Source organism: Cupriavidus taiwanensis LMG 19424 (genome assembly GCF_000069785.1).
GTDB lineage: Bacteria > Pseudomonadota > Gammaproteobacteria > Burkholderiales > Burkholderiaceae > Cupriavidus > Cupriavidus taiwanensis.
In genome coordinates this window covers 751,399-773,164 of record NC_010528.1, presented here as the reverse complement: position 1 = coordinate 773,164, position 21,766 = coordinate 751,399, and the positions used below count along the sequence as shown (strand labels likewise).

Annotated in this window: 22 protein-coding genes; 13 read left to right on the top strand and 9 right to left on the bottom strand. The window is 67.8% G+C overall.

Features of this window, described 5'->3' with window-relative positions; translation table 11 throughout:
* Window positions 1-54: 54 nt before the first annotated feature.
* Entirely contained in the window at window positions 55-1,698 is a 1,644-nt protein-coding gene (locus RALTA_RS03610) for an ABC transporter permease (RefSeq protein ID WP_012352058.1), read from the top strand.
* Window positions 1,699-1,802: 104 nt separating this feature from the next.
* Complete coding sequence (locus tag RALTA_RS03605) at window positions 1,803-2,474, top strand: hypothetical protein (RefSeq protein WP_012352057.1); 672 nt, start codon at window positions 1,803-1,805, stop codon at window positions 2,472-2,474.
* 97 nt (window positions 2,475-2,571) lie between these two features.
* On the opposite strand, the gene RALTA_RS03600 is transcribed toward RALTA_RS03605, so the two are convergent.
* On the bottom strand, window positions 2,572-3,609 hold the full coding sequence (locus RALTA_RS03600) for a Fe(3+) ABC transporter substrate-binding protein (RefSeq protein ID WP_012352056.1): 1,038 nt from the start codon (window positions 3,607-3,609) through the stop codon (window positions 2,572-2,574).
* Between the two features lie 185 nt (window positions 3,610-3,794).
* Complete coding sequence (locus RALTA_RS03595; protein WP_012352055.1) at window positions 3,795-4,148, bottom strand: hypothetical protein; 354 nt, start codon at window positions 4,146-4,148, stop codon at window positions 3,795-3,797.
* Here RALTA_RS03595 and RALTA_RS30165 point away from each other — a divergent pair.
* On the top strand, window positions 4,129-4,266 hold the full coding sequence (locus RALTA_RS30165) for a hypothetical protein (protein ID WP_012352054.1): 138 nt from the start codon (window positions 4,129-4,131) through the stop codon (window positions 4,264-4,266). The genes RALTA_RS03595 and RALTA_RS30165 overlap by 20 nt on opposite strands.
* Window positions 4,267-4,293: 27 nt before the next feature.
* On the opposite strand, the gene RALTA_RS03590 is transcribed toward RALTA_RS30165, so the two are convergent.
* Together RALTA_RS03590 and lolA are read right to left on the bottom strand one after the other, a co-directional pair.
* Complete coding sequence (locus RALTA_RS03590) at window positions 4,294-4,731, bottom strand: hypothetical protein (protein ID WP_050976436.1); 438 nt, start codon at window positions 4,729-4,731, stop codon at window positions 4,294-4,296.
* A gap of 8 nt (window positions 4,732-4,739) precedes the next feature.
* Window positions 4,740-5,375, bottom strand: a complete 636-nt coding sequence (gene lolA / locus RALTA_RS03585) for an outer membrane lipoprotein chaperone LolA (RefSeq protein WP_012352052.1) — start codon at window positions 5,373-5,375, stop codon at window positions 4,740-4,742.
* 66 nt (window positions 5,376-5,441) lie between these two features.
* Here lolA and RALTA_RS30160 point away from each other — a divergent pair, with 66 nt between their 5' ends.
* On the top strand, window positions 5,442-6,203 hold the full coding sequence (locus RALTA_RS30160) for a DUF948 domain-containing protein (RefSeq protein ID WP_145987324.1): 762 nt from the start codon (window positions 5,442-5,444) through the stop codon (window positions 6,201-6,203).
* A gap of 49 nt (window positions 6,204-6,252) precedes the next feature.
* On the opposite strand, the gene RALTA_RS03575 is transcribed toward RALTA_RS30160, so the two are convergent.
* Window positions 6,253-8,589 carry a DNA translocase FtsK gene (locus RALTA_RS03575; RefSeq protein ID WP_012352050.1) on the bottom strand — a complete coding sequence of 779 codons (2,337 nt, stop codon included), beginning with the start codon at window positions 8,587-8,589 and terminating at the stop codon, window positions 6,253-6,255.
* Between the two features lie 233 nt (window positions 8,590-8,822).
* Between RALTA_RS03575 and trxB the strand changes: the two genes are divergently transcribed.
* The 3 genes from trxB (at window position 8,823) to RALTA_RS03560 (ending at window position 11,225) form a co-directional block, all read left to right on the top strand.
* A complete protein-coding gene (trxB, locus tag RALTA_RS03570; RefSeq protein ID WP_012352049.1) occupies window positions 8,823-9,788 on the top strand; it encodes a thioredoxin-disulfide reductase in 966 nt (321 codons plus the stop codon).
* Window positions 9,789-9,896: 108 nt separating this feature from the next.
* Entirely contained in the window at window positions 9,897-10,571 is a 675-nt protein-coding gene (locus RALTA_RS03565) for a Smr/MutS family protein (protein ID WP_012352048.1), read from the top strand.
* A gap of 12 nt (window positions 10,572-10,583) precedes the next feature.
* Window positions 10,584-11,225 carry a trimeric intracellular cation channel family protein gene (locus RALTA_RS03560; RefSeq protein WP_012352047.1) on the top strand — a complete coding sequence of 214 codons (642 nt, stop codon included), beginning with the start codon at window positions 10,584-10,586 and terminating at the stop codon, window positions 11,223-11,225.
* A 74-nt stretch (window positions 11,226-11,299) separates the two neighbouring features.
* Here the strand turns inward: RALTA_RS03560 and glnK are convergent, their stop codons facing one another.
* Together glnK and RALTA_RS03550 are read right to left on the bottom strand one after the other, a co-directional pair.
* On the bottom strand, window positions 11,300-11,638 hold the full coding sequence (gene glnK / locus RALTA_RS03555; RefSeq protein WP_006162803.1) for a P-II family nitrogen regulator: 339 nt from the start codon (window positions 11,636-11,638) through the stop codon (window positions 11,300-11,302).
* A gap of 246 nt (window positions 11,639-11,884) precedes the next feature.
* Window positions 11,885-13,933: an NAD(+) synthase gene (locus RALTA_RS03550; protein WP_041232066.1), complete on the bottom strand. Its 2,049-nt coding sequence runs from the start codon at window positions 13,931-13,933 to the stop codon at window positions 11,885-11,887.
* A gap of 204 nt (window positions 13,934-14,137) precedes the next feature.
* Here RALTA_RS03550 and RALTA_RS03545 point away from each other — a divergent pair, with 204 nt between their 5' ends.
* A complete protein-coding gene (locus tag RALTA_RS03545; RefSeq protein ID WP_012352045.1) occupies window positions 14,138-15,379 on the top strand; it encodes a GNAT family N-acetyltransferase in 1,242 nt (413 codons plus the stop codon).
* 12 nt (window positions 15,380-15,391) lie between these two features.
* On the opposite strand, the gene RALTA_RS03540 is transcribed toward RALTA_RS03545, so the two are convergent.
* A complete protein-coding gene (locus RALTA_RS03540; protein ID WP_012352044.1) occupies window positions 15,392-15,964 on the bottom strand; it encodes a cytochrome b in 573 nt (190 codons plus the stop codon).
* 134 nt (window positions 15,965-16,098) lie between these two features.
* Window positions 16,099-16,626 (bottom strand): inorganic diphosphatase, encoded by a 528-nt coding sequence (ppa, locus tag RALTA_RS03535; protein ID WP_012352043.1) that lies wholly within the window; start codon window positions 16,624-16,626, stop codon window positions 16,099-16,101.
* 230 nt (window positions 16,627-16,856) lie between these two features.
* Here ppa and RALTA_RS03530 point away from each other — a divergent pair, with 230 nt between their 5' ends.
* From RALTA_RS03530 to RALTA_RS03510, 5 genes are all read left to right on the top strand, one after another.
* Window positions 16,857-18,293, top strand: coding sequence for an aldehyde dehydrogenase family protein (locus RALTA_RS03530; protein ID WP_012352042.1), 1,437 nt, complete (start codon window positions 16,857-16,859; stop codon window positions 18,291-18,293).
* The gene (locus RALTA_RS03525; RefSeq protein ID WP_010813008.1) at window positions 18,286-18,528 is read left to right on the top strand and encodes a hypothetical protein; all 243 of its coding nucleotides are present in this window, start codon (window positions 18,286-18,288) and stop codon (window positions 18,526-18,528) included. The genes RALTA_RS03530 and RALTA_RS03525 overlap by 8 nt, the downstream gene beginning before the upstream one ends.
* Window positions 18,529-18,573: 45 nt before the next feature.
* Complete coding sequence (locus tag RALTA_RS03520; RefSeq protein WP_012352041.1) at window positions 18,574-19,332, top strand: SDR family oxidoreductase; 759 nt, start codon at window positions 18,574-18,576, stop codon at window positions 19,330-19,332.
* Window positions 19,333-19,417: 85 nt separating this feature from the next.
* Window positions 19,418-20,725 (top strand): MFS transporter, encoded by a 1,308-nt coding sequence (locus RALTA_RS03515; protein WP_012352040.1) that lies wholly within the window; start codon window positions 19,418-19,420, stop codon window positions 20,723-20,725.
* A 172-nt stretch (window positions 20,726-20,897) separates the two neighbouring features.
* A complete protein-coding gene (locus RALTA_RS03510; protein ID WP_012352039.1) occupies window positions 20,898-21,734 on the top strand; it encodes a hypothetical protein in 837 nt (278 codons plus the stop codon).
* Window positions 21,735-21,766: the final 32 nt, after the last annotated feature.

Here is a 21,766-nt window from a genome sequence, read left to right as displayed (position 1 = left end):
CACCGCGCCACCAGGCTCGGGTTCGGCGGGCGGCACTTTGCTCACTGTTCCCGCATGCTTCTGTCCAGCCGCCGCCATTTCCACCCCCTGACCCTGGCCACCGTGGCGATGGCGCTGCTGATCGCGGTGCCGGTGCTCGTGATTGCGTCCGCCGTGCTGCTGCCCGCCGGCGATACCTGGCGCCACCTGATCGACACGGTGCTGGCCGAGTACGTGCTCAATACCCTGTGGCTGCTGGGCGGCGTTGCTGCCGGCGTGCTGCTGCTGGGCGTGACCAGCGCCTGGCTGGTATCGACCTACCGCTTCCCGGGCCATGCCGTGATGGAATGGGCGCTGGTGCTGCCGATGGCGATGCCGGCCTATGTGATTGCCTACGCCTACACCGACGCGCTGCAGTTCGCCGGCCCGGTGCAGGGCTGGCTGCGCGAGCTGACCGGCTGGCGCGCGCGCGACTACTGGTTTCCGGAGATCCGCTCGCTGGGCGGCGCCATCGCGCTGTTCTCGCTGGTGCTTTACCCGTACGTCTACCTGACCGCGCGCGCCGCCTTCCTGCAGCAAACCCAGAATACGCTGGAGGCCGCGCGCCTGCTCGGCCACGGCACCTGGAGCCGGCTCTGGCGCGTGGTACTGCCGCTGGCGCGCCCGGGCATCGTCGCCGGCACCGCGCTGGCGATGATGGAAACGCTGGCTGATTTCGGCACGGTGGCCTATTTCGCCATCCCGACCTTCTCCACCGGCATCTACCGCGCCTGGTTCTCGCTGGGCGACAAGAACGCCGCGGCGCAGCTGTCGGCCTGCATGCTGCTGTTCGTCGCCGCGATCCTGCTGATGGAGCGCGCCAGCCGCGGCCGCGCGCAGGTGTTCGGCAACCAGCGCCGCGCCGCGGCCTGGACCCTCGACGGCCCCCGCGGCTGGCTGGCGCTGGCGGCGTGCCTGGTGCCGGTGCTGCTGGGGTTCCTGGTCCCCGCGCTGATGCTGTGTCGCATGGCCCTTACCGATGGCGACGCGCAGTTCGGCCCGCGCTTCGTCGGCCTGGTGCGCAACAGCTTCCTGCTGGCCAGCGTCACCGCGCTCGCCGCGGTGGCGGTTGCGCTGGCGGTGGGCTACGCCGCGCGCGCGGTCAACGGCAAGCGCAGCTGGCTGATGCGCGGCCTGACCCGGGTGTGCGGCATGGGCTATGCGCTGCCGGGCTCGGTCATCGCGGTGGGCGTGCTGGTGCCCGTGGCGCGGCTGGACAATGCGCTGTCGGCCTGGCTGCAGCAGCAGTTCGGGGTGTCAGCGGGACTGCTGCTGACCGGCGGCATCGCCGCGCTGGTCTATGCGCTGCTGGTGCGCTTCCTGGGGGTGGCGCTGCAGACCGTCAATGCCGGACTGGGCAAGATCACGCCCAGCATGGACGCCGCCGCGCGCAGCCTGGGCCACGGCCCTGGCGCCACGCTGCGGCGCGTGCATTTGCCGATGCTGCGCGGCAGCCTGCTGACCGCCGCGCTGATCGTCTTCGTCGACGTGATGAAGGAATTGCCGGCCACCTTCGTGATGCGGCCGTTCAATTTCGACACCCTGGCGGTGCAGGCCTACAACCTCGCCGCCGACGAGCGGCTGACCGAGGCCGCTACCGCCTCGCTGGTGATCGTGGCGGTCGGCCTGCTGCCGGTGATCGTGCTGTCGCGCACGATCCGCCGCCAGGCGCAGCGCTGAGCCGCGACGGTCGCGCTAAAGTCGCGCCGTTTCCGCGCCGATAGCCTCTTATGGCCCGGCAACCGCCCGGGCGGACCCGCGGCGTGCCCGCCGCGCAAGAGCCTATGCTGCGATATCACATCCTGCTGTTCAAGTTGAACCGGCTCAGCCGCAACAAGCTGAGCGGCGTGGAAGAAGTCTCGCTGGCCGGACAGCTGGCCGAGATGATCGGCGCGGCCGACACCGCCGCGCGCGTGATCGACGACCTGTTCGATCATGACAACCCGCAGGTACGCCGCATCGCCCTCAATGCGATCCGCCGCGCGCGGCAATTCTCGGCGCCCGCGCTGCAGCCGGCGCTGGTGCGCCGCATGGCCGATGCCGAGGCGGCGGTGCGCCACGATGCCGTGTGGATCGTGCAGGAAACCCGCATGGACGGCGCCGAGCTGCGCGCCGCGCTGCGCCGCCTGGCCGGCAAGGTGCAACTGCCGTGGGACGCCGAACGTGCCCGCGCCAATCCCGGCGACACCGCGCTGGCCGCGCAGGTGCGCGCCCGCATGGCGCTGGACAAGCTGCTGGAGAAGAGCGCCGCGGAGCGCAACCAGGCACTGGCGGCGATGGCGCTTGGATCGACCTCGGACCAGCCCTATGCCGAAGGCACGGTTGGCCATAAAGGGCTGCTGCATCGGGCGCTGGTGCGCCGGCAGGCGGGGCGGCGGCTCAACAGCAGCGTCAGGCTGACGTTCCGCAAGGTCGAACCGACGCAGGTGACGGGAAACAAGCGGTTTTTGCTGTGACAGCAAGGTCTGGCTGCTGACGACTTGGCAACCGCATGTTTGCAACCACTCCCGCGCGCGGGAGTGGGAGCAAACCAAGGCAAGCAATCCTTCGGCTTTACTTGAACCCAGCCCGATCCACCAGCTTCTGCGCCTGCGGCTGGTACTTGCCCAGCTCGGCCACGTTGATGGCATCGGACTTGAACTCGCCCAGCGCTTCGAGCACGGGGTTGTTGACCTTCACGCCCTTCACCACCGGCCATTCGTTGTTGCCGTCGGCGAAGTAGCGCTGCGCCTCATCGCTGGCCAGGTACTCCAGGAACTTGACCGCCGCTTCCTTGTTGGGCGCGTGCTTGAGCATGCCGCCGCCGGAGACGTTCATGTGCACGCCCTGGCTAGACTGGTTGGGCCACACCACGCCCAGCTTTTCGGCCACGGCCTTGTCTTCGGGCTTGGTCGACTTCAGCAGGCGCGCGATGTAGTAGGTGTTGGCGATGGCCACGTCGCACTCGCCGGCGGCAACCGCCTTGAGCTGGTCGGTGTCGCCGCCCTTGGGCACGCGCGCCAGGTTGGCGGCCACGCCGCGCGCCCATTGCTCGGTGCGGGCCTCGCCGTCGTGGGCGATCAGGCTGGAAACCAGCGACAGGTTGTAGACATGGCCGCTGGAACGCGTGCAGACCTTGCCCTTCCACTTGGGATCGGCCAGGTCTTCATAGTTGGCGACGTCGCCGGCCTTGACCGCGGCCTTGTTGTAGGCGATCACGCGGCCGCGGGCCGAGAAGCCGAACCACTCGCCGTTGGGATCGCGGTAGTTGGCCGGAATGCGCGACTCCAGCACCTTCGACTTCACCGGCGCGAACACCCCGGCCTGCTGGGCGCGCCACAGGCGCCCGATATCGACCGTGATGAACACGTCCGCCGGGCTGTTGGCGCCTTCATTGCGGATGCGTTCCAGCAGCGGATCTTCCTGGCCTTCGATGCGGTTGATCTTGATGCCGGTCTGCTTGGTGAAGTTGGCGTACAGCGCCTCGTCGGTCTGGTAGTGCCGCGCGGTGTAGAGGTTGAGCACCTTTTCCTGGGCCGCCGCGGCAAGCGGCAGCGTCAGCAGGGCCAGTGCCGCGGCACGCGGCAACAAGGTTCGGATGGTGGTTTTCACGCGGTTGGCTCCCCAGCATGGTTTTGGGCAGCCGCCGGGCACTCCCAAGGCCGCCCGGTGTTTGGATTCCGGTCAGCGGAAAACAATATTGATTCTTGTTCAGGCGGTCAAATTACATTTCTGTCATGTTGGCCGGCGCTTGCGCCGGCTCAAGATGACTCGTCAACAACGGCACGCAGGCGGCCTCAGCCGCGCCGCACCCAAACCACCTTGCCGGCCTTGATGCCAAGCGTGCGCCGCTGCGGGTTGTAGTCCATGGTGCCCGGGAATTGCTGGCCGTCGCGTTCGCCCAGGCGCCATGCGCAGCCCTGCAGCAGGCCGATGACCTCGGCCTCGGGCCTGCTGACCAGCGCCTCGTCAGCCAGCTTGTCCGCGGCACAGCCGGCCGGCGTGCCGAGCGAACCTTGCGGGCCGGGCGCCGGTGCCGGCGCTGCCGGCTCCGTCGGCGCGGCCGCGCAGCCTGCCAGCAACGCGCCGCCCGCGGCCAGCCACAGCAGTTGATGGGTCCGGCTGCGCATCATGGCAAGCATCGTAATCATTGGGGGGTTCCTGTCAGGGTTGGCGAGTCAGAGGATTCTGGAGGATATCGTCGCGGCGTATGACCGGTTCGCCAACCAGCGCGATGGCGAGCTGAAGATCGCCATCAAGCCGCACTGAGCGAAGCCGCACTGAGCGGGCGAGGTGCTAGCCCCTGGCGCGGTCGGCCAGGGTTTTCATCGCATCGGCCGGCAGCGGGCCGTGGCAGGTACGCTCGCCGCCGGCTTCGCTGACCACCAGCCACACCTGTCCGGGCTTGTCTGTCGGGTGCAGCAGCCAGGACGCGCCGCGCGCGTTGCTGCTCGGCGGCAGGTCTTCCAGCACGCCGGTGCTGGCTGATTGCAGCATCACCGCGCATTCGTTGGCCGGCACGCGCGTGGCCGAGAGGAAGGCCGGATTGCCGACCACCTCTTGCAACGCCGAATCCGGCGCGCGCAGGAAGGCATCGACATCGAACTTGCTGGCGCCACCGCCGCTGCTGGCGCATGCCGCCAGCGCCAGCACCCCGGCACAGGCCAGCAACACCTTGCCAGCATGGCGATACGTTGCGCCAGCGCTTGCCGACCCTTCGTGCGCATCCATCATGGCGGCCCTCATTGCTTCATCACGTCGGCGCCCTTGGGCACCGTGAACCGGAACGCATCGGCCGCCAGCGGCGGGTTCTTCTGCATGCCGGTGAAGGTCAGCAGCGTAGTGTTGCCGAACGCATCGCGCAGCTCCATCGCCTCGAGATTGCCGGCCTTGAAACCGATGCCGATGCGCTCGAACTGCGTGTCCTTGGCCTTGGGCGTCAGCTCCAGCCATTCCACGCCATCGCGCGTCGGCCCGTTCCTGACCACGAAGTTCTTGTCGAGGTCGTTGCTGCCGAACAGGATCGCCGCCGGGCTGGAACCCAGCGCGCCGTCGAGCTTGCGCTCGGTGACCTGGTTCAGGTCCTTGTCATAGATGTACAGGGTCTGGCCGTCGGCCTGCAGCAGCTGCTCGTACGGCTTGGTATAGCGCCAGGTGAACTTGCCCGGGCGCGAGAACACGAAGGTGCCGCTGGACGTGCCGGTCACCTTGACATTGGCGCCCTGCCCCTTGACCTGGCGCTGCGTGAATTCGCCGCGCGCGCTCTTCACGCCGGTCACAAAGCTCTGCAGCTGGTCGGTGGCGGCGGCATGGGCCGGCGCCTGCATGGCGAACATCGCCAGCGCGGCGCAGGCCGACACGAGGATGCGGTTGCGCATGATCTGGATCCTGGTTGTTATCGAATGCGTTGCCACGGTGCGGCGCCTGCTCAGGCAGCCCGCTGTATGGTCAACGTCTGGTTAGAGCAGGCAACTGGTGCGGGATTCCGCGCCGCGGGTAACCGGATATTACGGCAGATGGTGCGCGAACTGCGCCGGTTCGGGCACGAAAACTCTCAATTTGCGGTAAAGGGGCGAGTCAGGCGAAATTCGTATCGAGACGAAACACATCCTTACCTGCCTTGGAAGACAATGCCAAGCATGCACGTAGAGCACTCGCCACGCTGCCTCTTGCCTGTTGCTTCGCCGGGAGGCGGCCAGACACACTGGGCCGGCAATATGACCACAAGCAAACCTACGGCCGGGCGTCAGCCATTCCGGCACGACGCCCGGCGCCTTGACCGCGACGAGATGAAGAGGATCGCGACGCGCCAGGTCAGGATCGAACTCGAAGCCCGGCAGGAAAAGAACGCTGCCAAGCCTGTAAATCCTGCCATGGTAGTCACGGGCATTCTGGCCGGTATAGCGTTCGTCTTTTCCGTGATGTCGTGGCTGAATGAGAGCACCCAGGACAAGATCGACAAGGCCACTGGGCCGCTCGCCTCCGGGATAACGGAGATGGATCGCCGCCTCACGGGTCGCCTCGATGCTGTCGATGCACGCATCGACCGCCTGGAGGTGCGGGTCGAAAAGGAGTTTGAAAACGTCAACGCCAAATTAGAGAGCGTCAATGCGAAGGTCGACAACGTCAACACGAAGGTCGAGAACCTCAACGCGAAGGTCGAGAACATCAACGCGAAGCTCGATTTGGTGCTCAAGCGCCGCTAGCACACAGGATGGGCAATCTACGGCTAGCCGGGATGCCCGCCTCTGCTAGTCACTCATCATCCCGCGCGGCAGCACCGCCCTGTACCAGGATGTCGCGGTTGCCGTTGCCCGACATGGCCGAGACCAGCCCGGCCTTCTCCATGTCCTCGAGCAGCCGCGCCGCGCGGTTGTAGCCGATGCGCAGGTGGCGCTGCACCAGCGAAATCGACGCGCGCCGGTTCTTCAGCACCACCTCGACCGCCTGGTCGTACAGCGGATCGGCTTCGCCGCCGCCTCCGCCGATGCCGGCGCCGCCGCCAAAGCCGTCGCCACCGCCGCCGTCATCGGTCAGGCCGCCTTCCAGGATGCCCTCGATGTAGTTGGCCTCGCCGGATTCCTTGAGCTTCTCCACCACCCGGTGGACTTCGTCGTCCGAGACAAAGGCGCCGTGCACGCGCACCGGCAGGCCGGTGCCTGGCGCCAGGTAAAGCATGTCGCCCATGCCCAGCAGGGTTTCGGCGCCTTGCTGGTCGAGGATGGTGCGCGAATCGATCTTGCTGCTGACCTGGAACGCGATCCGGGTCGGCACATTGGCCTTGATCAGGCCGGTGATCACGTCCACCGACGGGCGCTGCGTGGCCAGCACCAGGTGCAGGCCGGCGGCGCGCGCCTTCTGCGCGATGCGGGCGATCAGCTCTTCCACCTTCTTGCCGACCACCATCATCAGGTCGGCCAACTCGTCGATGACAATGACGATGGTGGGCAGCTTTTCCAGCGGCTCGGGCGCGTCCGGGGTCAGGCTGAACGGATTCGGGATCTTCTCTTCCTTTGCCGCGGCCTCGTCGATCTTCTTGTTGTAGCCGGCCAGGTTGCGCACGCCCAGCTTGCTCATCAGCTTGTAGCGGCGCTCCATCTCGCCGACGGCCCAGTTCAGCGCGTTGCCGGCCTGGCGCATGTCGGTCACCACCGGGCACAGCAGGTGCGGGATGCCCTCGTAGACGCTCATTTCCAGCATCTTCGGGTCGATCAGGATCAGGCGCACGCTTTCGGGCTTGGCCTTGTACAGCAGCGACAGGATCATCGCATTGATGCCCACCGACTTGCCCGAGCCGGTGGTGCCGGCCACCATGCAGTGCGGCATGCGCGCCAGGTCCGCCACCATCGGCTTGCCGGCAATGTCCTTGCCCAGCGCCATGGTCAGGCTGGACGCGCTCTCGTTGTAGACCTGCGAGCCCAGGATTTCCGACAGGCGCACGGTCTGGCGCTTCGGGTTGGGCAGCTCCAGCCCCATGTAGTTCTTGCCGGGGATGGTCTCGACCACGCGGATCGACACCAGCGACAGCGAACGGGCCAGGTCGCGCGCCAGGTTCACCACCTGGCTGCCCTTGACCCCGGTGGCGGGTTCGATCTCGTACCGGGTGATGACCGGGCCCGGGTAGGCCGCCACCACCTTGACCTCGACGCCGAAGTCCTTGAGCTTTTTCTCGATCAGGCGCGAGGTGAATTCCAGCGTCTCGGCGCTGACGGTCTCCTGGTGCGGCGGGATCGGGTCCAGCAGCGACAGCGGCGGCAGGTCCGAGTCCTGGATGTCGGCGAACAGCGGCTGCTGCTTCTCGCGCTCGACGCGCTCGTGCTTGGGCACCGCCTGAGGGCGCACGATCTGCACCGGCGCCGCCTCTTCGATGCGCACGCGCTGCACCTCGACGGTTTCCTTGCGCTCGGTCTTGGCGGCCTCGCCGATGATGCGGTCCTGCTTGCTCTCGCGGCGGGCCTTGAAGCCCAGGAACAGGGTTTCGACAAAGCCGCCGATCTGCTCGGCCACGGTCAGCCACGAGAAATGGAAGAACAGCGACAGCCCGATCGCCAGCAGCAGCAACAGCAGCAGGGTTGCGCCGGTAAAGCCCAGCGCCACCTGCAGCCAGCCGCCGAGCAGGTCGCCCAGCACGCCGCCGGGGGCGCGCGGCAGCGCGGCGCGCAGCGGATACATGCGGATCGCCTCCAGGCCCATGCTGGAGAACAGGGTCAGCACAAAGCCGATCCAGCTGACGGTAACGCCCTGGCGGTGCAGGCTGTGGTCGGTGCGTTCCGGCAGCTCGGCGGTCAGCGTGCGCCAGCCGCGCCAGCAGCGGCGCACCAGCAGCACCGCCAGCCAGTAGGCGGAAAAACCGAAGATGAAGAACAGCACATCCGCCACCCAGGCGCCGACGCGGCCGCCCAGGTTATGGATATCGGCCACCTGGTTGGCATGGGACCAGCCCGGGTCGGTCTTGCTGTAGCTGGCCAGCACGCACAGGAAACCGAGCGTGACAGCCAGCAGCAGGAACCAGCGGACTTCGCCCAGCAGTTTGCCGATGCGGGATGGCAAGGCTGAGGGATCGGTGCGGGTGGTCGTGGTAGCTCGGGCCATGCCTGGTTGAAACTCGCGTGTTAGGGGATTCCGGAGGGTTTCGGACCGATGCCGCCAGCGCCCGGCGGTCACTCGGCAGGTGACTGGCAGGCATCGTGGCGGCCATTTTAACGTGGCCCGACACTATCGCACCCATTGGAATTTGCAACAGTGAGCAAATGCGGCTCCTCTTATAATGTCGCTTTCGAGCAATGCCGGTGGGCACCATGCCGCACCGGCCACAGGAACGCATCATGGCAAAACACGCAAAAGTGCTGATTCTCGGTTCCGGTCCCGCCGGCTACACCGCCGCGGTCTACGCGGCCCGCGCCAACCTGGAACCGGTGCTGATCACCGGCCTGGCCCAGGGCGGCCAGCTGATGACCACCACCGACGTCGAGAACTGGCCGGGCGATGCCAAGGGTGTCCAGGGCCCCGAGCTGATGCAGCGCCTGCTGGCGCACGCCGAGGAATTCAAGACCGAAATCATCTTCGATCACATCCATACCGCGAAGCTGGTGGACGAGCACGGCAAGCCGGCCCGCCCCTTCACGCTGATCGGCGACGCCGGCGAGTACACCTGCGACGCGCTGATCATCGCCACCGGCGCCTCGGCCCAGTACCTGGGCCTGCCGTCCGAGGAATCCTTCATGGGCCGCGGCGTGTCCGCCTGCGCCACCTGCGACGGCTTCTTCTACAAGAACCAGGAAGTGGCCGTGGTCGGCGGCGGCAATACCGCCGTGGAAGAAGCGCTGTACCTGTCGCATATCGCCAGCAAGGTCACCGTGATCCACCGCCGCGACAGCTTCCGCGCCGAACCGATCCTGGTCGACCGCCTGCTGCAGCGTGAAAAGGAAGGCCGCGTGGTGATCCGCTACGACAGCGTGCTGGACGAAGTGCTGGGCGACGAGTCCGGCGTTACCGGCATCCGCGTGCGCGGCACCAAGACCGGTCAGACCGAAGAGCTGAAGCTGGCCGGCGTCTTCATCGCCATCGGCCACAAGCCCAACACCGACCTGTTCACCGGCCAGCTGGCCATGGAGAACGGCTACCTGGTGACCAAGTCGGGCCTGCAGGGCGACGCCACGGCCACCAGCGTGCCGGGCGTGTTCGCCGCCGGCGACGTGCAGGACCACGTCTACCGCCAGGCCATCACCAGCGCCGGCACCGGCTGCATGGCCGCGCTGGACGCGCAGCGCTTCGTCGAAGCCCTGAAGTAAGCCCCCCGCCGGCGGCCATTGCCGCCGCCGGCGCGTCACCCGGGCACGGGCCCGCCCGCGGCCCCGCCAGTCGATATAATCGGCGCCGAGCCTCCGGAGATTTTTTCAATGACGCACGGCGCCCGCAAACCCGACCGACCGCCCCAACGCCTCGGCCTGAACGACCTTGCCAGGCTGCGCGACACCCTCAAGGCCGAGACCGAGCGCCGCGAGGCCGAGCGCCTCGCCGCCGAGCAGGCGGCCGCGCGCGCCCGCGCCGAGGCCGACGTCTTTCGCACCAGCGTGGGCCAGGTCAGCCAGCTGCGCGACCGCAACCGCGCCCACCATCCCCCCAGCAAGCCCGCCCCCGTGCCGGTGCAATCCCAGCGCAACGACCAGGCGGTGCTGCAGGCGTCCCTCTCCGACGAATTCGATGTGGAAAGCCTGCTCGAAACCGACGAGACGCTGTCATTCCGCCGGCCTGGCATCGGCATGGACGTGGTGCGCAAGCTGCGCCGCGGCGAATGGGTGCCGCAGGACAAGGTCGACCTGCACGGCCTGCGCAGCGACGAGGCGCGCGAGGCGCTGGCCGAGTTCCTGCGCCGCTCGGTGCGCAACGGCGTGCGCTGCGTGCGCGTGATCCACGGCAAGGGCCTGGGTTCGCCCGACAAGCTGCCGGTGCTCAAGGGCAAGGTGCGCAGCTGGCTGGTGCAGAAGGAGGAAGTGCTGGCCTTCGTGCAGGCGCGCGAAGCCGAAGGCGGCGCCGGCGCGCTGATGGTGCTGCTGCGCCAGCCGCGCGCCTGACGACACGCCCGGATGCACGTTCCGCTCGCGTTGCTGATGGGGCCGCTGCCCCTGATCCTCCACATCATGGAGGTGATCGGCGTGCTCGCCTTCGCGGTCTCGGGGGTAGTCGATGCGCGCAAGCAGCGCCTGGACGTGGTCGGCACCTTCGTGGTGGCCTTTGCCACCGCCTTCGGCGGCGGCACCGTGCGCGACGTGCTGCTCGACCGGCGCCCGTTCTACTGGGTCGACCATGAAGGCTATGTGCTGCTGATCTTCGTGATGTCGTTCGGCGCGTCGTTCGTGCTGCGCGTGGTCAGCCGCGTGGCTTCGGACCGGGCCATGATCGTGGCCGACGCCATCGGGCTGGGCCTGTTCTCGGTGACCGGCGCCTCGCTGGCGCTGGTGGCGCAGATGACTCCCACCGTGGCGGTCATGATGGGCATCATCTCCGCCGTGTTCGGCGGCGTGGTGCGCGACGTGCTGTGCAATGAAGTGCCGATGATCCTGCGTGACCGCTCGCCCTATGCCACCTGCTCGTTCATCGGCTGCTGGATCTATATCGGACTGACCTGGGTCGAGGTACAGCAGGAGGCGGCGCTGCTGACCGGCGCGCTGGCGATCATCGCCATGCGCCTGGTCTCGGTGCGCTATGGCTGGAAGCTGCCGAGCTGAGCTGGCGGCCGGCGCGCACGCACCAATGAAAACGCCGCCCTGCAAGGCGGCGTCTCGCTGAGCTGGCCGATGGCTCAGACGGCGGCTTCGTCCTGCTCGCCAGTGCGGATGCGGATCACGCGCTCGATCTCGGTGACGAAGATCTTGCCGTCGCCGATCTTGCCGGTGTGGGCGGCCTTGACGATGGCGTCCAGCACGGTGTCGAGCTGGTTCTCGGCCACCACCACTTCGATCTTGATCTTGGGCAGGAAGTCGACCACGTACTCGGCGCCGCGGTACAGCTCGGTATGCCCTTTCTGGCGGCCAAATCCCTTTACTTCGGTCACCGTCAGCCCGGTCACGCCGACATCAGCCAGGGCTTCACGCACCTCGTCGAGCTTGAACGGTTTGATGATGGCGGTAATCTGCTTCATGACTGGCCCCTGTTTATCGTTTGTTCACGCGCCTGGCGGCGCATCGCCGCGGACGCGGCGCTCTCCGGAGGGCATTTTAACAGCCCTTGGGCGCTTGCATTTTTGCCTGCGGCACATGCGGCGCGGCGGTTGCGTGGCCAAGCGTGCATCCGGAGCCGTCCGCGCCTGTGGATAACCCTGGGGACAGGCACTGGAGAACCTGTGCACAACGCCGCACTCCAGCACCATGTCCGCCGACCGCGGCGCTCAATCCGGCACCTTCTCCAGGTCCGCGAGCCACACCACCGACTCCGAGTCGCTGGGCGCACGCCAGTCGCCGCGTGGCGACAACGAGCCGCCCGACCCCACCTTGGGCGCATTCGGCACGCACGAGCGCTTGAACTGGCTGGTGCGGAAGAAGCGGTCCAGGAAGATCGCCAGGTTGCGCTTGATGTCGGGCAGGCCGTACTGGTTGCGCGCCACGTGCGGGCCGTTGGGCCAGATGCCGCGCTCGCGGTCGCCCCAGGCATGCAGTGCCAGGAAGGCGATCTTGGACGGGGTAAAGCCAAAGCGCAGCGTGTAGTAGAGGTTGAAGTCCTGCAGCTCGTACGGGCCGATGGTGCTTTCGGTCTTCTGCTCGGGGCCGTGGTTGCTGTCGCCGGGGACCAGCTCGGGGCTGATGTCGGTGTCGAGCACCGCCAGCAGCACGTCCGAGCCGCCCGCGCCGACCTGCCCGGTCTCGGCGACCCAGCGCACCAGGTGCGAGATCAGCGTCTTCGGCACGCTCGCGTTGACGTTGTAGTGCGACATGTGGTCGCCCACGCCATAGGTGCACCAGCCCAGCGCCAGCTCGCTCAGGTCGCCGGTGCCGATCACGATGGCATGGTTGTAGTTGGCCAGCCGGAACAGGTGGTTGGTGCGCTCGCCCGCCTGCACATTCTCGAAGGTCACGTCGTAGACCTTTTCGCCGGCGGCATAGGGGTGGCCCAGGTCCTTCAGCATCGCCAGGCACGATGGCCGGATATCGATCTCGGTGGCGGTGCAGCCGACCACCTGCATCAGCTGGCGCGCCTGCTGCAGCGTGCGGCCGCTGGTGGCAAAGCCGGGCATGGTGTACGCGAGGATATTGGCGCGCGGCAGGCCCAGCCGGTCCATCGCCTTGGCGCAGACCAGCAGCGCGTGGGTGGAATCGAGCCCGCCCGAGACGCCGATCACCACCTTGCTGATCTTGCTTGCGGACAGCCGCTGCACCAGCGCCTGCACCTGGATGTTGTAGACCTCCATGCAGCGTTCGTCGCGCTGGCGCGGATCCGCCGGCACGTACGGGAAGCGCGCCACGTTGCGCTCCAGCGGCAGCGACTTTTCCAGCGTCAGGTCGAGCGGGAAGCGCACGACGCGGAACTGGTCCACCTCGGCCTTGTGCCGCCGCACCGAGTGGCCGAAGGTCACCTGGTGCATGCGCTCGCGCGAGAGCCGCTCGACGTCGATATCGGCGAACAGCAGGTGCGAGGTGTCGGCAAAGCGCTCGGACTCGGCCAGCAGCTCGCCGTTCTCGCAGATCAGCGCCTGGCCGTCCCAGGCCAGGTCGGTGGACGACTCGCCCTTGCCGGCCGAGGTGTACAGGTAGGCCGCCAGGCAGCGCGCCGACTGCTGCGACACCAGCTGGTGCCGGTAGCCCGACTTGCCGACCACGATATTCGATGCCGACAGGTTGACCAGCACCGTAGCCCCGGCCAGCGCCGCGAACGACGACGGCGGGATCGGCACCCATACGTCCTCGCAGATTTCGGCGTGGAAGCGGAAGTCGGGGATGTCCTCGATGTCGAACAGCAGGCCGGCGCCGAACGGCACCTGTTGGCCCAGCAGCTCGATCGAATCGACCGCGGCGTTGTCGGCGGCGCTGAACTGGCGCGCCTCGTAGAACTCCCAGTAGTTGGGCAGGTAGGTCTTGGGCACCACGCCCTGGATGCGCCCGCGCGCCACCACCACGGCGCAGTTGAACAGCTGGTGCTCGACCCGCAGCGGCATGCCCACCACCAGCGCCACCGGCAGCTTGCGCGAGGCTTCGACGATGGTCGCCAGCGCCGCCTGGCAGGCATCCAGCAGCGCGCGCTGGTGGAACAGGTCGTCGCAGGTATAGGCCGACAGCCCCAGTTCCGGGAACGCGACCAGCACGGCGCCGCGCTGCGCCGCCTGCGTCGCCAGGGCAATGGTCTCGTTGGCGTTGAAGGCCGGGTCGGCGACGCGGCAGACCGGCACGCCCACCGCGACGCGCGCAAAGCCGTGCGAATACAGGTTGAAAAACAGGTTTTTCATATCGGGCCTTGGTATTGGGGAGTCGTGCGGCGGCCCGTGGGACCAGCCGCAAGCGTGCGGATCGCCCGGTGCATCCATGGATGCCTGGGAAAGCACTATTGACCAGGACGCTCCATTTTACGACGCCGGCCCCCCGCCTGCCGCGTGCCACCCCGGCGCGGGGTTTCCGGTAGACTCGACCGGTCCACAAAGGGAACTGGTGCAATGCAGTCTGAATCATGCGTGCCCGGGCAAGGCCAGCCGGCACGGCAAACGCGCAGCGAAGCGGGCGATGCCGCCCCGGAGTACCGTACCGAGATCGTCTCCGACCTGGGCCAGGTCGATGCCGCGGCCTGGGACGCCCTGGTGGGCCGCCACGCCGACGCCACGCCCTTCCTCAGGCACGCCTTCCTGCACGCGCTGCACGTCAGCGGCAGCGCCTGCGCCGAGACCGGATGGCATCCGCGCTACCTGACGTTATGGGCGCCGTCGGCGGCGGGCCGCCCGGAGCGGCTGGCCGCCGCCATGCCGCTCTATGCCAAGGCGCATTCCTATGGCGAGTATGTCTTCGACTGGGCCTGGGCCGACGCCTATGCGCGCAACGGCATCGAGTACTACCCCAAGTGGCTGGCGGCGATCCCGTTCACCCCGGTACGCGGCGCGCGGCTGCTGGCCGAAGACGCCCATGCGCGCCGGCTGCTGCTGCAGGTGGCGCTGGCGCTGGCCGCCGAGAGCCAGATGTCGTCGCTGCACATCCTGTTTCCGGACGAGGCCGAGGCCGCGCTGATGGAGCAGGCCGGCATGCTGATGCGGCACGGCGTGCAGTTCCACTGGACCAACGACGGCTACGGCAGCTTCGACGACTTTCTCGCCACGCTGTCGCAGAAGAAGCGCAAGAACATCCGCGCCGAGCGCCGCCAGGTGGCGCAGGCCGGCATCACCTTCCGCCGCCTGCGCGGCGCCGAGATCGACGACGCGGCGTGGAAGTTCTTCAACCGCTGCTATCGCCAGACCTACCGCGAGCACCATTCCACGCCCTACCTGAACCTGGACTTCTTCCGCCGCATCGGCGCCGCCATGCCGCAGCACCTGCTGCTGGTGATCGCCGAGCGCGCCGGCCAGCCCATCGCCAGTTCGCTGGTGGTCTACGACGCGGCGCCCGAGGTCAGCACGCTTTACGGGCGCTACTGGGGCGCGCTGGAATACCACCCGTGCCTGCATTTCGAGACCGCGTATTACCAGCCGCTCGAGTTCTGCATCGAGCACGGCATCGGCACCTTCGAGGGCGGCGCACAGGGCGAGCACAAGATGGCGCGCGGCTTCCTGCCGGTGCCCACGCGCTCGGCCCACTGGCTGGCGCACCCGGCATTCGCCGATGCCGTCGAGCGCTTCCTGGCGCGCGAGCGCCAGGGCATCGACGCCTACCTGGACGAGCTGGGCGAACGCAACCCGTTCGCGCGTGCCTGACGCCTGCGTCGCTCAGCGCCACATGCGCCGCAGCGTGCCGTCGCCCAGCATGTAGTGGTGGAACAGCGCCGCCATCGCGTGCAGGCCAATGACCAGGTAGAACGCGGTGCCCAGGGTTTCGTGGATTTCCTTCACGCTGTCCTTCAGCGCCGGGTCGGGCGCGACCAGCGCGGGCACTTCGATCCCCAGTGCAGGCAACGCCAGCAGATGGCCGCCGGCATTCATCGCCAGCAGGCCCAGCAGCGGCTGCGCCAGGATAAACAGGTACAGCACCCAGTGCATGGCTGCGCCGGCGCGTTGCATCCAGCGTGCGCCCGGCTCCGGCGCGGGCGCGCCGCGCAGCAGGCGCCACAGCAGGCGCGGCACGGCCAGCACCAGCACCAGCGCGCCGGCCCATTCATGCACCGCCATGGCGAGCGCGCGTGGCGGCGTGCCTTTGGCGAAGCTGCCCTTCAGTTCGATCGCGGCATAGGCCAGCGCCACCAGCACGAACACCGCCCAATGGAACGACACCGCCAGCCTGTCATAGCGGCGCAACGACGGCAGCGTCTGCGGCGAAGCCTGGATTTCGGTGACGGGATGCATAAGGACTCCTGTTGTCATTACCCGCACAGCGTAGCGCACGCCGCCTGGCCGGGTCCTAACGTGTATCAAGCGCGCGGCAATAAAAAACCCCGCCTAAGCGGGGCTGCTGCAGATCGGTTCAGCGACGGTTCAGCTTACTTCTTGTAGTTGGCGACGCCGTCGGTGATTTCCTTGTGGGCTTCCTCGATGCCGGCCCAGCCTTCCACCTTGACCCACTTGCCGGCCTCCAGTGCCTTGTAGTGCTCAAAGAAGTGCTTGATCTGGTCGAGCAGGTTTTGCGGCACGTCGGAAAGGCCCTTCATGTAGGCGGTGGCCGGCGACAGCTTGTCGACCGGAACGGCGACCAGCTTGGCGTCCACGCCGGACTCGTCGGTCATCTTCAGCATGCCGAGTGCACGGCACCGCACCACGGCGCCGGCCAGGATCGGGAACGGCGACAGCACCAGCACGTCCACCGGGTCGCCGTCGCCCGACAGCGTCTGCGGGATGTAGCCGTAGTTGGCCGGGTAGCGCATGCCGGTACCGATGAAGCGGTCGACGAACAGCAGGCCGGTTTCCTTGTCGGCCTCGTACTTCACCGGATCGCTCTGGGCCGAGATCTCGATGATGACGTTGAAATCGTTGGGGATGTCCTTGCCCGGGGATACGAGATTGAAGCTCATGCGGTTCTCCAGATGCGTGCGGTGTGTGTTGGATGGCGGGCATTATAGCGGCTCATGCCTGACCGGTTGCTGACAAGCCGCCGCCCGTTCTGACTTCGCAGGCCCGCTGCAACGCGTTGCAGCGACGCCGGCGTCGGCGATAATGGCGCATTCTTCAGCCGTCGCTGAATAGCGCAGCGCCCCCGCTGCCCAGCCTTCTCTTGTTGCACCCTGTTGCCCCGGAGCCACCCATGCACGCCCAGCACTTCGTCGCCAACCGCCTGATCGCGCCCGACAACGGCCTGCGCATCAAGGTGTTCGATCCGTCCAACGGCGAGCCGTTCGCCGAGATCGCGCGCGGCAACGCCACCGATATCAACGTCGCCGTCCATGCGGCGCGCCAGGCCGCCGACGGTGCCTGGGGCCAGATGGCCCCGGCCGAGCGGGTGCGCCTGCTCAACCGCGTCGCCGTGGCGCTGATCGCCCACGAAGAGGAACTGGCCGCGCTCGAGGCGCGCGACACCGGCAAGCCGCTGCGCCAGGCGCGTGCCGATGCCCGCGCGGTCGCGCGCTACTTCGAGTTCTACGCCGGTGCGGTCGACAAGCTGCACGGACAGACCATCCCCTACAACCCGGGCTACACCGTGCTGACGGTGCGGGAGCCGCACGGCGTGACCGGCCACATCATCCCGTGGAACTACCCGCTGCAGATCTTCGGGCGCAGCGTCGGCGCGGCGCTGGCCGCCGGCAACGCGTGCGTGGTCAAGCCGGCCGAGGATGCCTGCCTGTCGCTACTGCGCGTGGCGGAGATCGCCGCCGAGGCCGGCCTGCCCGAAGGCGCGCTCAACATCATCACCGGCTACGGCCACGAGGCCGGCGCAGCGCTGGCGCGCCACCCCGGCATTCAACACATCTCGTTCACCGGCTCGCCCCAGACCGGCAAGCTGGTATCGCAACTGGCCGCCGAGAACCACGTGCCGGTCACGCTCGAGCTGGGCGGCAAGTCGCCGCAGATCGTATTCGCCGATGCCGACCTGGACGCGCTGGTACCCGTGGTGGTCAACGGCATCGTGCAGAACGCCGGCCAGACCTGCTCGGCCGGCAGCCGCCTGCTGGTGGAGCGCCCGGTCTACGACCTGCTGCTCGACCGGCTGGCTTCGGTGTTCGAATCGCTGCGCGTGGGCCCGTCGGAACTGGACCTCGAATGCGGGCCGCTGATCAGCCGCAAGCAGCAGCAGCGCGTGTGGGACTTCGTCTCGGATGCGCAGCACGCCGGCGTGGCGGTGATGGCGCAGGGCCAGATCGTGGGCGAGGCGCCCGAGGCCGGCTACTACCAGGTGCCGATGCTGTTCCGCGACGTGCCGCCCGCGCACCGGCTGGCGCAGGAAGAAGTGTTCGGCCCGCTGCTGGCGGCCATGCCCTTCGACACCGAGGCCGAAGCCATCGCGCTGGCCAACGGCACGCCCTACGGGCTGGTCGCCGGGGTCTGGACCCGCGACGGCGGGCGCCAGCTGCGCCTGGCGCACAAGCTGCGCGCGGGCCAGGTCTTTATCAACAACTACGGCGCCGGCGGCGGCGTGGAGCTGCCCTTCGGCGGCAGCGGCCAGTCCGGCTACGGCCGCGAAAAGGGCTTCGAGGCCCTGTACGGATTCACCACCCTGAAAACCATCGCCATTCAACATGGGTAACATTAATTTCCTGTCGGTCGCCTTTGCCATCTTCTTTTTCTGGATGGCCTGGCATGTGCGGAACAAGCGCGCCACCAATCCTTCCGGCATGCCGCGGCTGCAGGTGTTCAAGCGCAAGTGGGGCGACGTGGTCGGCGACCGCGTGCACTGGTGCCTGTATGTCGCGCTGCCGTTCCTGCTGGCGCTGATGATGGTGGCGAATGCCCTGAGGGGGCGCGGGCCGTTTTCGCACTAGCCCCGCCTTGCACCGAACATCACCAAGATACTGAGGAGACAAGCCATGAGACTGGCCAACAAGGTAGCGATCGTCACCGGCGGCGGTTCCGGCTTCGGCGAAGGCATTGCCCACACCTTCGCCCGCGAAGGCGCCAACGTGGTGGTGGCCGACCTGCGCGAGGATGCCGCCGAGCGTGTCGCCGCGGCGATCCGCGACGCCGGCGGCCGCGCCCGCGCGGTGCGCGCCGATGTCTCGCGCGAAGCCGACACCGAGGCCATGCGCGACGCCGCCCTTTCCGTCTTCGGCGACGTGAACATCGTCGTCAACAACGCCGGCACCACCCATCGCAACAAGCCCATCCTGGAAATCACCGAAGACGAGTTCGACCGCGTCTATGCCGTCAATGTGAAGAGCATCTACTGGTCGGCGCGCGCGTTTATCCCGCATTTCCGCCAGCGCGGCGGCGGCGTGTTCGTCAATATCGCTTCTACCGCCGGCATCCGGCCGCGGCCGGGGCTGGTCTGGTACAACGGCAGCAAGGGCGCGGTGATCACGGCGAGCAAGGCCATGGCCGCGGAGCTCGGCCCGGACAATATCCGCGTCAACTGCGTCAACCCGGTGATCGGCGCCACCGCGCTGCTCGAGGAATTCATGGGCATGCCCGACACGCCCGAAAACCGCGCCAGGTTCCTCGCCACCATCCCGATGGGACGCATGTCGACGCCGCAGGACGTGGCCAACGCCTGCCTGTACCTGGCCTCGGACGAAGCCGCCTTCATCACCGGCACCTGCATCGAAGTGGACGGCGGCCGCTGCGTCTGAACCCGCGCCAGCTTTCCCGCTTGCCCAGTCGTACGGTAGCTGCAAGAACGCGTCATACAGAAACGCCATTTCCTCAGGAGACAGCATGACAACGACCGCAGTGAACCCCGGCGTCAGCGACGCCGCCTTTGAAGACGCCACCTACCGCAAGGTGAGCTGGCGCCTGGTGCCCTTCCTGTTGCTGTGCTACGTGGTGGCTTACCTGGACCGCGTCAACGTGGGCTTCGCCAAGCTGCAGATGCTGAACGACCTGAAGTTCAGCGAGACCGTCTACGGCCTCGGCGCGGGCATCTTCTTCATCGGCTACTTCCTGTTCGAAGTGCCGAGCAATGTGATCCTGCACAAGGTGGGCGCGCGCATCTGGATCGCGCGCATCATGATCACCTGGGGCGCGATCTCGGCGGCGATGATGTTCGTCACCACGCCGACCATGTTCTATGTGCTGCGCTTCCTGCTGGGCATTGCCGAGGCCGGCTTCTTCCCCGGCATCATCCTGTACCTGACCTACTGGTACCCGGCCAACCGGCGCGGGCGCACCACCACCTTCTTCATGACCGCGATCGCGCTGTCGGGCGTGATCGGCGGGCCGCTGTCGGGCTGGATCATGCAGTCGTTCGACGGCCACAACGGCTGGTCGGGCTGGCAGTGGATGTTCCTGCTGGAAGGCATTCCGTCGATCCTGGTGGGGCTGTGGGTGCTGGCCTACCTGGATGACCGCATCGCCCACGCCAAGTGGCTGACGACCGAGGAAAAGGCGCTGCTGGAGCGCAATATCGCCAGCGACAACGCGCACAAGGAGGACGCGCCGATCCGCACCGTGCTGGCCAGCCCGCGCGTGTGGCTGATGAGCGCGATCTACTTCTGCTTCGTGATGGGCCTGTACGGCGTCAGCTTCTGGCTGCCCACCATCATCAAGCAGACCGGAGTCAAGGGCGCGCTCGACATCGGGCTGCTGACCGCCATCCCCTATGGCTGCGCGGTGGTCGGCATGGTGCTGATGGCCTACAGTGCCGACCGCAGCGGCGAGCGCCGCTGGCATATCGCGCTGCCGGCGCTCGCTGGCGCGCTGGGACTGGTGCTGTCGGTGCAATGGCACGGCGACACCACGCTGGCGATGGTGGCGCTGACGCTGGCGACGATCGGCATCCTGACCACGCTGCCGCTGTTCTGGAGCCTGCCCACGGCGTTCCTGGCGGGCACCGGCGCGGCCGCCGGCATTGCGCTGATCAACTCGCTCGGCAACCTCGCCGGCTTTCTCAGCCCGTATGCGGTGGGCTGGCTCAAGGACCTGACCCATAGCACGGATTCCGGCATGTACCTGCTGGCCGTGTGCCTGGTCGTGGGCGCCGCGCTGACCCTGTCGGTGCCGAAGCGCCTGGTGAGCCAGCCATGAAGTCGCGCGCGCGTCGCTTACCGGCCGAATGCGCCGTCGGCTGACGCGGATGTAGGACCACGCCCGGCAGTGTCGCCTGTTCCTGGGCCCTAGCATGGAAAAGAGACACCCGGAGTGATCCCGACGGGGTCCTCCGGGGTATCTGATTCCCAAGCTTGCCCAGGAGGCCACGATGCCGCAACTGCCCCCGTTTGCCCCTACCCGTTCACTACAGGTTGTCGAAGCGCGCCTGGCACGCCGCACGCGCGTGAAACGCCTGGTGCTCGCGCTCGGCGCCGGCGCGGTCGCCCTGCTGGCCCTGGTGCCCGCCGCCAGCCATGCGCAGGCACCCGTGGTCGATGCCAACCCCGCGCCGGCAACCCCGGCCGCGCCAGCGACTGCTGCACCGGCCCCTGCGCCAGGCGCCATGGCACCGACGCCAGGCGTCACCACGCCGCCCGCCACGAGTGTGCCGCCAGCCGCCACCGTACCGCCTGCCACCACCGTGCCGCCAGCGGCCACCATGCCGCCTGCTGCCGAGCCCGCACCGGGCATAGCGGCGCCGGCCACGGCTGCCCCGCCGCCGACCGCCTCACCGATGCCCGCGCCCACCGGCACGCCGCCGGCGGTGCCCGCGCCACCGCCCGTGGCAGCGCCGGCACAGCCGCGCCCGCCCCTGACCGTGCCGCCTGCGCCGCCGGCGCGTGACGCGATGGTGCAGCGTCAGGCCGGCCAGGTGGCCTATATCTGCGGCGGCGTGGCCGAAGACGAGCAGGTCGCGCTGCAGTCGCAGGCGCGCAAATACAACATGAGCCTGCTGTTCACGCAGGGCGCGCGCGGCGAGTACCTGTCGGATGTCGACGTCAAGCTGATGCGCGGCGGCCGCGAAGTCGCCAGCTTTGTCGCGGACGGACCGCGTTGCCTGTTGAAGGCGCCCTCGGGCACCTACAACGTGCGCGCGACCTACCAGGGCCGGACCAAGACCATGACGGTCAGCACCAATAGCAAGAATGCGCAGATGCGGTGGTAGTGGGGCTGAAGCACTGATGCGCTTTGCATGAC